This is a genomic window from Pseudoclavibacter sp. RFBI5, assembly GCF_002931395.1.
GTDB lineage: Bacteria > Actinomycetota > Actinomycetes > Actinomycetales > Microbacteriaceae > Pseudoclavibacter.
The window spans coordinates 23,080-35,715 of record NZ_PSYA01000017.1 but is presented as its reverse complement, the minus strand read 5'-3'; the positions used below and the strand labels follow the sequence as shown (position 1 = coordinate 35,715).

At 66.7% G+C, this 12,636-nt stretch carries 8 protein-coding genes; 7 read left to right on the top strand and 1 reads right to left on the bottom strand.

Going from position 1 to position 12,636, the window contains the following annotated elements; translation table 11 throughout:
• Positions 1–30: 30 nt before the first annotated feature.
• A complete protein-coding gene (locus tag C5E06_RS18355) occupies positions 31–1,029 on the bottom strand; it encodes a LacI family DNA-binding transcriptional regulator (protein ID WP_258067774.1) in 999 nt (332 codons plus the stop codon).
• A gap of 163 nt (positions 1,030–1,192) precedes the next feature.
• Here C5E06_RS18355 and C5E06_RS18350 point away from each other — a divergent pair, with 163 nt between their 5' ends.
• The 7 genes from C5E06_RS18350 to C5E06_RS18320 all read left to right on the top strand — a co-directional run bounded on the left by C5E06_RS18350 (position 1,193) and on the right by C5E06_RS18320 (position 12,604).
• Positions 1,193–2,491: an ABC transporter substrate-binding protein gene (locus tag C5E06_RS18350; RefSeq protein ID WP_104244607.1), complete on the top strand. Its 1,299-nt coding sequence runs from the start codon at positions 1,193–1,195 to the stop codon at positions 2,489–2,491.
• Between the two features lie 58 nt (positions 2,492–2,549).
• Positions 2,550–3,440, top strand: coding sequence for a carbohydrate ABC transporter permease (locus C5E06_RS18345; RefSeq protein ID WP_104244605.1), 891 nt, complete (start codon positions 2,550–2,552; stop codon positions 3,438–3,440).
• Positions 3,437–4,300, top strand: a complete 864-nt coding sequence (locus C5E06_RS18340) for a carbohydrate ABC transporter permease (protein ID WP_104244603.1) — start codon at positions 3,437–3,439, stop codon at positions 4,298–4,300. Before C5E06_RS18345 ends, C5E06_RS18340 begins: the two co-directional genes overlap by 4 nt.
• Complete coding sequence (locus C5E06_RS18335; protein WP_258067773.1) at positions 4,297–6,912, top strand: alpha-L-rhamnosidase; 2,616 nt, start codon at positions 4,297–4,299, stop codon at positions 6,910–6,912. The genes C5E06_RS18340 and C5E06_RS18335 overlap by 4 nt, the downstream gene beginning before the upstream one ends.
• Positions 6,913–6,928: 16 nt before the next feature.
• A complete protein-coding gene (locus C5E06_RS18330; RefSeq protein WP_104307821.1) occupies positions 6,929–7,897 on the top strand; it encodes an aldo/keto reductase in 969 nt (322 codons plus the stop codon).
• 227 nt (positions 7,898–8,124) lie between these two features.
• Positions 8,125–11,775: a family 78 glycoside hydrolase catalytic domain gene (locus C5E06_RS18325; RefSeq protein ID WP_146081420.1), complete on the top strand. Its 3,651-nt coding sequence runs from the start codon at positions 8,125–8,127 to the stop codon at positions 11,773–11,775.
• A 247-nt stretch (positions 11,776–12,022) separates the two neighbouring features.
• Positions 12,023–12,604, top strand: a complete 582-nt coding sequence (locus tag C5E06_RS18320) for a GNAT family N-acetyltransferase (RefSeq protein WP_104307819.1) — start codon at positions 12,023–12,025, stop codon at positions 12,602–12,604.
• Positions 12,605–12,636: the final 32 nt, after the last annotated feature.

Sequence of the window (12,636 nt, the reverse complement as noted above, 5' to 3'; positions counted from 1 at the left end):
ATGCGAGCCTGTCGACGGATACTGCAGCCCTCAGCCGCGGCCGCCGATCGTGCTCGCGCGCTCGTGCAGACTGGGCGGCAGGACGATCGTGCGATGCTCGTGCCGATCGCCGAGAGCGATCTCCTCCATGAGCAGCTCCGCGCCCACCCTCCCCATCTCGAGGCCAGGCTGCCCGACACTCGTGATGCGGACCGGGCTGTCGGTCGACATGCGGTTGTTATCGAAGCCGACGACTGCCAGATCCTCCGGCACCGAGACGCCTGCCGCCAGAAGCGGTTGCATGGCCCCGAATGCCAGGGCATCGGACGCGCAGACGAGCGCATCCGGCCGCTCGTGTGGCGGGCGCTCGGCCAGCATCACGCCGAGGCTATGCCCTCCACGAACGGTGATGCGTGGCGTCTCGATGGTCTCGATCTCGACACCTCGACTCTCCTCGCAGGCCCGGAGCACACCTCTTCGACGTGCCGCGACTGCGGAGAGCGAGAACGGACCACCCGCGAAGACGAGCCTGCGACGCCCGAGCGCGATGACGTGCTTCGCCGCCAGGTAACCGCCAAGCTCTTCGTCGGCCACGACCCCACAGGCGTCGCCGCTTCCCGGCCAGTTGACCTGCACGACCGGCATGCCCCTGCCCCGCGCCTGCTGCGCGGCTTCGAGCGGAGCGTCGAGTGGAGCCAACAGGATGCCGGCCACCTGTGTCTCCTCGAAGAGCTCGATGTGCCCTGTCTGCTTGGCGAGGTCGACGTCACTGTTGGCCAGAAGGAGTCGCTTGTGCTTCGTGTCGAAGGCCTCCTCCGCCCCTCGGGCGATGTCGAGGAACAGCGAGTTCGCGAGATCGACGATGACGAAACCGACCGTGTCAGCCCGCCCCATGGCGAGCGACCTCGCCGTCCGATTCCGGACGAAGCCAAGCTCCTCGATGGCGCGCTCGACTCGTTCGCGCGTTCCTGCCGCGACGAGGTTCGGGGTGTTGAGCACGTTGGAGACGGTCCCCAATGACACCCCGGCGAGACGCGCGACGTCAGTCATCACTGGCCGCGGTCGATCCCTGGTCTCATTGGTCGTCGGTGACATGGATCAGAACTCTATACGACAAGAAAGTTATCCGTTCGCTTGCGAATCGTGCAGGTTCGTGGTTGTCTTTGAAGCGCTTCAAGCACGCGAGGTCGACTCGCCCAATCAAGGAGGATTCATGAAGCGAACCCCTCGGGTCGCGCCAACGCGCTTGACCCTGACCGCGCTCGCGGGAGTCTCAGTACTCGCGCTCACGGCCTGCTCTGGTGGAGGTGGCGCATCCGTCAGTGACGATGAGTTCTCCGTCTTCATCAACGTGGAGAACACCGAGGTTCCAGCCGTCCTCGAAACCCTAGCCGGGGACACCTGCTCAGCCGAGGCCGGCGCGCAGCCGCTGAGCGTCGAGACCGTCCCCCAGACGAACCTCGACCAGCAGCTCCAGCTCAAGGCGGGACAGGGGGACCTCCCCGTGCTGTTCTCAGCAGGCAACGCACCTGCCCTGACGCAGACACTCGCGGAGTCGGGCAACATCGCCGACTTCGAAGCGCTGCTGACGGAATCCGGACAGCTCGACAAGATCGAGCCGGCAGCCGTCTCCACGATCGAGAACCTCTACGGCAGCTTCGCCGTGCTCCCATTCGAGTACAACGTCGAGGGCATCTGGTACAACAAGACGATCTTCGACGAGCAGGGCATCGCCGAGCCACAGACGTGGGACGAGCTCACCGCGGCCTCGGAGAAGCTCGACGCTGCCGGCATTCAGCCGTTCTCCGCGAGTGGAGAGCAGGGGTGGCCGATCACGCGCCTGATCTCGAGCTACCTGTTCCGCACCCTCGGCCCCGACGCGATGCAGAAGGTCGCCGACGGCGAGGCCAAGCTCACCGACCCCGAGTACGTCGAAGCCGCGCAGGCGATCGCCGACCTCGGCGCGGCCGGCTACTTCGGTCAGGGCGTCGGATCGATCGACATGGCGACGTCCGAGAACCAGTTCCTCAACGGCAGCGCCGCGATGTTCTACATGGGCAGCTGGTTCCTCAGTGGCCTCAACGACCCAGAGGCGAACCGGATCGGCGTCGAGAACGTCGGGTTCATGCCCTTCCCCGGCGTCGAAGGCGGCGCAGGCGACCGCTCCCAGCTGGCGGCGAACGTGGGCCTCCCACTCACGATGAACGCGAACGCCACGGGAGAGAACTCCAAAGCATGGCTCAGCTGCATCGTCGAGAACTACGGCAGCACCGCGCTCGCACAGGAGAACCGCGTCTCCGGCTTCGCGCTCTCCGAAGAGGTCGCCGACGTACCGCCGCTGACACAGCTGGTCCAGGACCAGATCGCTGAGACCGAGACCACCGTGCTCTGGTTCGAGGCGCTCTTCTCCCCTGAGGCGACGACCACGAGCCAGCGCAATGCCGCCCAGCTCGTCACGGGCAGCATCACCGCCGAGGACTTCATGGCGCAGGTCCAGGCAGACCTGGGCTAAGTCCCCGCGAGGTGCGGGAGCGTCCGCTCCCGCACCTCCACCGGATTCGGAGATACACATGAAAAACGTGCTCGGCGACAAGCGCACGATCGCCATCCTGCTCGGCCCCGCACTCCTCGTCTACTCAGTCGTGATGCTCGTGCCGGTGCTCGTCTCACTCGGGTACACCCTCTTCGAGGGGAACGCGATCGTCGGCTTCACCTTCGTGGGCTTCGACAACTTCGTACGACTGTTCGGCGACTCCGAAGTCCACGCCGCCCTCCTCTTCACCCTGAAGTACGCGGTCGTCGTGACCATCGGCCAGGTGCTCTTCGGGTACGGCCTGGCACTGCTCTACGCCTTCGCGCTGAAGCGGGCCTCGGGCCTCATCCGGACACTCGTCTTCTTCCCGGTCGTCATGCCGACCGTCGCCGTGGCCTTGCTCTTCCAGCAGCTCTTCTCCGTCGCCCCCACGCAGGGTGTCGTGAACTCCTTCATCACCTCATTCGGTGGCGTCCCGCTCGACTGGTTCGGCGACGGCGGCAGCGCCTTCGTCGTGATCGCGATCATGGACATCTGGCGCTCGATGGGCTTCTACGGCGTGCTCCTCTACTCAGGGCTCATCGACATCCCCGAAGACGTCATGGAATCCGCCAGACTCGACGGAGCCAGCGGGTGGAAGCTCATCCGCCACATCGTGCTTCCGCTCTCGCTGCCCGTCCTCATCTCCTCGCTGATCTTCTCGATCAACGGAACGCTCAAGGTGTTCGACAGCGTTCTCGCACTCACGAACGGCGGGCCCGGCAGCACCACGAGCCCCCTGACGATCGCGATGTTCGACCAGTCCTTCACCTACGGCCAGTACGGCTACGGCTCGACGATCGCGATGCTCCTGACGATGGTGTGCCTCGCCGTGACGTTCGTCGTCTTCCGCGGGGCCGCCCGCAACCGACAGAAGGCCGCATCATGACCACGACCAACAGCTTCTCGCCGGCCCGTGTCCGCCGGCTGCTCGGCCGGATCCCGGTCTGGATCGGCGTCGCCTTCCTCCTCGTCATCGTCGGCTACCCGCTGCTCTGGCTCCTCCTCGGCTCCTTCAAGACGCAGCGCGAGTTCCTCGAAGAACCCACCTGGGCGATGCCGGAGCAATGGAACTTCGACAACTACAGCGTCGCGTGGGAGACGGCCGGCCTCGGCCAGACGTTCCTGAACAGCGCCGTCGCCGTCCTGCCCTCGCTCTTCCTGATGCTCCTCCTCGGTACGGCCGCGGCGTTCGCGCTGGAGATCATGGTGTGGAAGGGGCGCAGCAACGTGCTGCTCATCTTCCTCGCCGGCATCATGGTGCCGACCCAGATGATCCTGCTCCCGCTCTTCAGCGCCTATTTCCAGATCGGCCTCACCGGCACCCTCTGGACGCTGATCATCACCTACACCGCGACCGGGCTCCCGCTGACGGTGTTCCTGATGGCGACCTACTTCCAATCCATCCCCAGAGAGATCTTCGAAGCGGCGACCATCGACGGAGCATCCGTCATCAGGCAGTTCTTCTCCATCGGACTCCCGATGATGAAGAACGGCCTGTTCACCGTCGGGCTCGTGCAGTTCTTCTTCTTCTGGAACGACCTGCTCATCGCGCTCACCTTCGCGAACTCCGGCAGCATCCGCACGCTGCAGCTCGGTCTCCTCAACTTCAACGGGAACTTCGGCACGACGCAGTACGGTCCGCTCTTCGCGGCCGTCAGCATCAACGTGTTCGCGCTCCTGATCGTCTACCTCATCCTCAATCAGCGCATCCAGAAGGGCCTCACGGCCGGAGCGGTCAAGGGATGAGCATCAACACTCCGAACAGGAACACCGTGCACGTCACTCCCCCCACGATCGAGCACCTCCGCGAGAACATCGGCATCGGCACCCCCACCCCTCGACTCAGCTGGAAGATCAGCGCCGCTCCCGGGTGGACACAAGATGCCTGGGAGCTCGAAGTGGATCGCGGCGGGCAGCTCAGCCGGTCAGGTGGTCGTGACCACGAGCAGGTTCTCGTGTCGTGGCCGTTCGAGCCGCTTCGCTCGCGTGAGTCAGCAGCCATCCGTGTCCGCGTGCTCGGCGGCGGCGCGTGGTCCGCCTGGAGCGACGCCACAACGGTCGAGGTCGGCCTCCTCGAGGAGGCCGACTGGCAGGCGAGGCCCGTCGGCGCAGCCTGGGAGGAGGAGGCCGGGACCGACCGGAGGCCATCCCTCGTCCGCCGCGAGTTCCACCTCGCGAAGCCCGTCCGAAGCGCCCGCCTGTACGTCACCGCGCACGGTCTCTACGAAGCGGAGATCAACGGGCAGCGCGTGGGCGACCACGAGCTGTCTCCAGGCTGGACGAAGTACGACGACCGCCTCATCTACTGGACCTTCGACGTCACCCAGCACGTCCAGCAAGGCGCGAATGTCATCGGCGCCTGGCTCGGGGACGGCTGGTACCGCGGCCGGCTCGGCTTCAACGGCGGCTACCACGACCTCTACGGCACCGACCAGTCCCTCATCGCTCAGCTCGAGATCGAGCACACCGACGGGTCCCGCCACGTCGTCGCGACCGACGCCGATTGGGTAGCGGCGCCCAGCCCGATGACCAGCGCCGGCCTCTACGACGGCGAGAAGCACGACACCCGCGAGGAACAGGACGGGTGGAGCGCACCCGGCGCCTCCGATGACGGATGGACCCCCGTCGCAGTCCGCTCTCGCGACGCCGCCACTCTCGTCGCGCCGTCGCTCCCGCCGGTGCGATGCACGCAGGAGATCGAGCCTGTCTCGGTCACTCGAACCGCAGAGGACTCCCACCTCGTCGACTTCGGGCAGAACCTCGTCGGTCGACTCCGCGTCGAAGTCGACGGGCCGGCCGGACACCGCATCGAGCTGCGTCACGCCGAGGTGCTCGAGCACGGCGAGCTGGGCGTCCGCCCGCTCCGCCTCGCTGACGCCCACGACATCATCACCCTGGATGGCCGCGGCCCACGCCTCTGGGAGCCGAAGTTCACCTTCCACGGCTTCCGCTACGCGGTCATCATCGGCCTTGCGGACCTGCCCGTCGGAGGTGTGATCGCGCGCGTGCTGCACAACGACATGGAGCGCACGGGAACGCTCACCACCTCATCCGATGACCTGAACCGGCTGCACGAGAACGTCGTCTGGGGCATGCGCGGCAACTTCCTGTCGATCCCCATGGATTGCCCGCAACGCGACGAGCGGCTCGGCTGGACGGGCGACATCCAGGTCTTCGCGCCCACCGCGTCCTTCCTCTACGACTGCGCCGGATTCCTCGAGAGCTGGCTCGCGGACCTCGCCCTCGAGCAGCTGCCCGACGGCACCGTGCCGTGGTTCGTGCCCGTCGTCCCGGGCGGGCCCACCTGGACCCCCATCGAGACCGGCGCGGTGTGGGGCGACGCCTCTGTGCTCACTCCCCTGGTGCTGCACGAGCGATTCGGCGACCGCGGCATCCTCGCGCGTCAGTTCGAAAGCGGGCGAGCTTGGGTCGACCGGATGATCCTCCAGTCGGGCGACTCGCGACTCTGGAAGTCGGCACATCAGCTCGGCGACTGGCTGGACCCTGCTGCTCCGCCTCATGACCCGGCAGACGGGCAGACCGACAAGTACCTTGTCGCCTCTGCGTACTTCGCGTACACGACGAGGCGTCTCGCCGACATCGCCATCACCCTCGGCCGAACCTCGGAAGCGAGCAGGTACGCGACGATCGCGTCCCAGGCGCGCGACGCATTCCGCACCGAGTACGTCGTGGATGGCGGCATGCTCACGAGTGACGCGCAGACCGCATATGCACTCGCCATCCGCTTCGATCTCCTCTCGGCCTCGGAGAAGCAGGTTGCCGGTGCACGGCTGGCCCAGCTCGTGCGAGAGGCGGGCCACCGCATCGCGACGGGTTTCGCCGGAACCCCCGTCATCAGCGACGCCCTCACCGCAACCGGGCACCTCGACGAGGCGTACGCACTGCTCCTCGAGGACTCGTGCCCGTCCTGGCTCTACACCGTGCGCATGGGCGGCACCACGATCTGGGAACGATGGGACTCGATGCTCCCCGACGGCAGCATCAACCCGGGTGAGATGACCAGCTTCAACCACTACGCCCTCGGATCCGTGGCCGACTGGATGCACCGCACCATCGGGGGGCTGGCTCCCGCGCAGCCTGGCTATCGGCGGGTCGTCTGGGCGCCACAGCCCGGCGGCGACCTCACGAGCGCGACGATCGCCTTCGATTCCAGGTACGGGAGGATCACTGGCTCGTGGACGCGAACCCACGAGGGCGTCAGCTACGAGCTGCAGCTTCCGACCGGCGTCACGGGGCAGGTGCGACTTCCCGGGACAGAGGAGCCGTTCGAGCTCGTATCGGGCGCGAAGTTCGAGCACCGCGTCGCGGCCCCCGCACTCGAGACGCGGGTGCGATAGGGAGAGCTGGCACACCGTGTCCGGCACGATCTCCGTCGCACGCGACCCCAGAGCGCAGCTCGTGCTCGGGACGCTCGGTTTCGGCACGAAGCAGAACCGGGATGCTTCGTTCGCCCTCCTCGACGCGTTCGTCGAGGAGGGCGGGCGGACCATCGACACGGCGCACGTGTATGGCAATTGGGAGCCTGCTGCCCCGCCGAGTGCGAGCGAACGCATGGTCGGCGCGTGGCTGTCGTCCAGGGGCATGCGCACAGTTGTCAACGCCACGACCAAGATCGGCCACCCCTCACTGGATGACCCCGAGGTGACGCGCCTCGACCCCGAGTCGCTGCGCCTCGACATCGAGGAGGCACGCGACAACCTCGGGCTCGAGACTATCCCGTTGGTGTACCTGCACCGGGACAGCACCGCGATACCCGTCGAAGAGCTCCTGGCGCCGTTGGAGGAGTTCACCCGAGCAGGTCTCATCAGTGCGTACGGCGCCTCGAACTGGACGACCACGCGTCTTCGGGAGAGCCGTGTGGTCGCGGCGGCTCGCGGGTGGACCGGATTCGTGGTCAATCAGCCCAGCTGGGGACTCGCGCGCCCACTCGAGACGGCACTCCCGACCGGAATGGTGGCGATGGACGGGACGATGCATCGCTTCCACGAGCAGTCGGGCCTTCCCGCCAGCCCCTACTCGTCGCAGTCGAAGGGGTATTTCTCGCGCTGGAGGCGCGGTCCAGCTGACGCGACGGTTCGGCTCTTCCACGACAACCACAACAGGGCGACCGCGCTGCTGCTCGACGAGCTCGCGCCTCTCTACGGCGTACCCGCGACCGAGTTGTCGGTCGCCGTTCTCCTCGCCTCTGCGTTTCCAGTCTCTCCGGTCATCGGCGCTGGCACCGTCGAGCAGCTGCGATCCAGCTTCCGCGCCGCCTCGGTGGGCGTGTCTGCGGCCCACCTCGAGGCCGTTCGCGCGCTTTGCAGATTGCCCGTTGTGTAACGGCATGGCGACTGATAATTTCGTGTCACCCGGATGTTGAAGCGTTTCAACACATCGCTGCGTTCACCGACGAACGCTCCATCCGCGTGCCTCCACTCCCGATGAAGCACCTCAACGAAGAGAACGGAAGATCGCACTTGATATCGAAGACCCCCCACGGCAGAGGCCGATCATTCAAGGCCGCGACAGCCCTGACGCTCGGCACCTGCCTCCTCGCAGGATCCTTCGTGAGCGCGCAGCTCGCCATCGCCGCTCCGACCGACACCACTCCCGTCGCTCTTCAAGTCGACCGCCAGGAGTCCCCCATCCTGGTCGACTCCACACCGAGCTTCAGCTGGCAGATGGATGCGGCGCATCGCGGCGCCGCACAGACCGCCTACCGCCTCGTGGTCGCGACCTCGGCCGAGAAGGCCGCCAACGGCGAGGGTGACGTCTGGGATTCCGGCGTCGTCGAATCCAACGCCAGTTCAGCGGTTGCCTACGCTGGCCCCGCGCTGTCGCCGAAGACCAGCTACTTCTGGGCCGTGCAGGTGACGGATGAGCGCGGGGAGACGCTGCCCACCGCCACGTCGTCCTTCCGAACCGGCCTCAAGGCGACCGACGGGAGCACAGGTTGGAACGGCGCCCAGTGGATCACCCAGCCAGGCGCCGAGCCCTCGCTCGCTGACGATCGCTCGCTCGCAACGACGTTCGATATCTCGACGAGATTCCAGATCCTGCAGGGGTCCGCCGGCCTCACGTTCAACGGGGTCGACGACGACTTCATCCTGCTCAACGTGGCTGAGGTCGACGGTCAGTACCGGCTGAAGCTGCACGAGGGCAACGCACAGGGCATCCGAGACTTCACCCGCGACAACGGCGCGGCCGAGAATCCGGAAAGCCCCCGTGGCTTCGACCCCGTGAATGTCGACGTCGCACTCGACGGCTTCGACCCCGCCGCCGAGCACACGCTCACGGCGAGCCTCGTCGGAGGCGGAGGGGTCTTCCCCTCCGGGTCGACGTGGAAGATCAGCCTCGACGGTGCAGTGCTCGCCGAGTTCGAGCTGCCGGGCAACCGGCAGATGGTGCGAGCGGGTCTTGTCGGCCTGTACAACGACAACGGGACGAGCGCCAAGTACACCGATGTCTCCCTGACGGTGCCCGATGCGGCCGAGAAGCTCGACGAGACCCAAGCGAAGCTCACCGCAGATCCCAGCGCATCCGCCTTCGCTGAAGCCGACGGTGCAAAGATCGCCGACGGCTGGATCACGGTTGCGGACAGTCTCGCTCAGGAGTCCGACACAAGTGCGTCGGATGGCCTCTTCCGCGAGGAGTTCACCACCAGCGGGAAGACAGTCGAGTCGGCCCACCTCTACGCGAGCGCCCTCGGCATCTACGAATTCGAGCTCAACGGCGAGAAGGTCGGTGACTCCTACCTCGCGCCTGGCACCTCCGACTTCTTCAAGACAGCGCTCTACAACGCCTACGACGTGACCGATCAGATCGCGGCCGGCGACAACGCGATCGGCGCACAGGTCAGCGATGGCTGGTACTCGGGGTCCTTCGGCGCGCTGCAGAAGCCCTACGGAGCGCAACCGGCGCTCATGGCGAACCTCGAGATCACCTACACCGACGGCAGCACCGAGTCGGTCGCGACGGGACCCGATTGGTCGTACTTCGGCGAGGGCCCCATCACCGACAGCAACCTCATGGACGGCGAGAACTACGACGCTCGGCTCGAGCCAGCAGTCGCCGGATGGTCGCAGGGCGGCTTCGATGAATCAGGCTGGGCAACACCCGCAACCACCTCGCTGCCCGCAGGACTCAAGGTCGTCGGCGACAGCGCATCCGCGATCAAGAAGGTCGAGGAGCTCTCGCCCGTCTCCCGCACGGTCGATGCAAACGGCAACCTCGTCTTCGACTTCGGCAAGAACATCGTCGGCAACGTCGCGATCAACGTGTCTGGGCCCGCCGGTTCGACCGTCGAGCTCAACTACGGCGAGATGCTGAACGACAACAGCGCAACAGCCGACGGCCCCGCGGGCACGATCTACAACGAGAACTTCCGCTCGGCGAAGGCCAACGACTTCTACACGATCGGCGACTCGGGCTCCGGCTCGTTCGAGCCGACGTTCACCATGCACGGCTTCCGCTACCTCGAGGTCTCCGGCTTCGACGGATTCGACGCGAACTCTGTCGGCACAGGCGACGTCACGGCGCACGTGCTGAGCTCAGCCACCGAGCTGACGATGGACCTCGAGACGTCGAGCGACGGTCTCAACGCCCTGCACGAGAACACGATCAACGGCCTGCGCGGCAACTTCAACTCGATCCCGACCGATACTCCGGCGCGGGACGAGCGGATGGGCTGGCTCGGCGACATCCAGGTGTTCACGTCGACCGCGTCCATGACCGCGGATGTGCGCAACTTCCTGCAGAAGTACACGGAACTCGACCTCGCGGATGCGCAGTTCGCGGACGGTCAGTACCCACGCTTCGCGCCCTATCACTCCGGCTGGGAGTTCGTGCACGGCACGTCCGACCCGTGGACAGACGCCAGCATCATCGTGCCCTACGAGCTGTGGAGGGCGTACGGCGACACCGAGATCCTCGAGGTCAACTACGAGCAGATGAGTGCCTATGCGACGGCGCTCAACGAGGGCCCGCGCGGGTTCGTGCTCGGCGACTGGCTGTCGTTCGCGAAGACCGACACCGAGTTCGTGATGCAGGCGTACAAGGTGCACACGATCGCGCTCATGGCCGAGGCAGCAGAGGCGCTCGGCAAGACCGAGGACGCGCAGAAGTTCCGCGGCTGGCACCAGGCGTGGAAGAACACCTTCGTCGCCACCTACTTCCCGAGCGGTGGCTCTCAGATCGAAGGCGTCGACCTCGAGACGCAGGCCGCCTACGCCATCGTGCTCGACTTCGGCCTCTACCCGGATGGCAGCCAGGCTGGGCTCGCCGAGCGCCTCGCACAGCTGAGTCTCGCGGGCGAGAACGGCGAGCCCGCGCTCACGACGGGCTTCCTCGGCACCCCCGCCATCCTGCCGGCGCTCTCCGGCAGCGGCCAGCTCGACGCCGCCTACGACCTCGTGCTCAGCAACGCCTACCCGAGCTGGCTGTACACGGTCGACCAGGGCGCCACGACCTACTGGGAGCGCTGGAACTCGTACACGCTCGAGGACGGCTTCGGCGACGTGAGCATGAACTCGTACAACCACTACGCCTACGGCGCGGTCAGCGAGTGGATCTACAACACGGTCGCTGGCATCAACCAGGACCCGGCGAACCCCGGTTATCAGCATTCCGTGCTCAAGCCGCAGCCGGATGCCGACGGCCGCGTCACGTGGTCGAACGCCGCGTTCACCACGAACTACGGCACGCTCGTCTCCGACTGGACGACCGAGAACGGCGCGTTCGAGTACCACGTCGAGGTTCCCGCGAACTCGTCCGCGACGGTCTACGTGCCAGTTGGCGACGAGAGCATGACCGTGCTTGAGGGCGGACTCGCCGCGGCCGATGCCGAGGGCGTCACGCTTGTGGGCATCGAGAACGGGACGGCTCAGCTCGAAGTCATCTCCGGCAGCTTCGACTTCACGGTCGGTGTCGCCCCGGAGCCGACAACTGAGCCCACGCCCCAGCCGACCTCCACCGACGGCACCGGGACCACGGCGCCGACGTCGAGCCCCGGGAACGGTGCCGGTGACGGCGGCGACAACGGGTCCGGCAACGGTTCGGGCAACGGCGGATCCGACGCCGGCGGCCAGGACGGCGACCTCGCAACGACGGGCGTCGACGGCAGCCTCGCCGGCTTCCTCGCCCTCCTCGGGGCTATGCTCGCCGGCACCGGGGCGGCGTTCCTCATCAAGAAGCGCCGCGGACGCGTGACGAGCGAGTAGCCGCAAGGGGACTCAGGAAAACGCCCGGGCGGATGGGCTGGCACTCACCAGTTCATCCGCCCGGGCTCTTTCTGCACCTTCAACTGCTCTGCCTACCCAAGAGCGACCTGGAGCGCGACCGCGCCTTCGCCACAGGTCTCGACCGCGCACTTGGCGAACTCCCCCGACGCCAATAGCGTGGCCCGCGACACGAGGTGTTCGCGCTCACCCGAGCACCAAGCCAGCTCGCCCCGCGCAAGGAGTCCCGATGAAGGTCACCACCACGACCCTGGAGATGCTCGAGCAGCCCCGAGACGAGCCTCGGGCGTTTCCCGACGACGTCCGCCTCGACCGTGCGGGTTCGATCTCGCCGGAGTACGCACGGTTCCTCTACGGACTCGTCGGCGGGCCATGGTTCTGGACGGAGCGGCTCGACTGGACGAGGCGCCAGTGGGTGGATGAGCTCGCGGAGCCAGGGACCGAGTTCTGGATCCTCTACGGCGACGGCAATCCGCTCGGGTACGTCCACCTTCAGCCGAAGCCGTCCGACAAGGGAACCGAGGTGGAGATCCGGTACTTCGGCCTCGCCGAGGCGGCCCAGGGTCGCGGACTCGGGGGACGATTGCTCGAGCACGGCGTCCTCGCCGCGTGGACGCTGCCGGAGCGCGCCCAGCTCGCACCCGTCTCACGGCTCTGGGTGCACACCTGCACCCTCGACGGCCCGCTGGCCCTGGCGAACTACCAAGCACGTGGATTCGTGATCACCGGAACCGAGGAGACCTTCGAGGACCTCCCAGATCGACCGCTCGGGTCCTGGGTTTCCACGGGTGGGCGGGCCGCGCAGCCATGATCGCCGAACACAGGGGAGCAGCGGCTAGCGTG

Coding starts and splice junctions, on each gene's coding strand:
- C5E06_RS18355 (WP_258067774.1), bottom strand. CDS start 1,029: ATGACTGACGTCGCGCGTCTCGCCGGGGTGTCATTGGGGACCGTCTCC.
- C5E06_RS18350 (WP_104244607.1), top strand. CDS start 1,193: ATGAAGCGAACCCCTCGGGTCGCGCCAACGCGCTTGACCCTGACCGCG.
- C5E06_RS18345 (WP_104244605.1), top strand. CDS start 2,550: ATGAAAAACGTGCTCGGCGACAAGCGCACGATCGCCATCCTGCTCGGC.
- C5E06_RS18340 (WP_104244603.1), top strand. CDS start 3,437: ATGACCACGACCAACAGCTTCTCGCCGGCCCGTGTCCGCCGGCTGCTC.
- C5E06_RS18335 (WP_258067773.1), top strand. CDS start 4,297: ATGAGCATCAACACTCCGAACAGGAACACCGTGCACGTCACTCCCCCC.
- C5E06_RS18320 (WP_104307819.1), top strand. CDS start 12,023: ATGAAGGTCACCACCACGACCCTGGAGATGCTCGAGCAGCCCCGAGAC.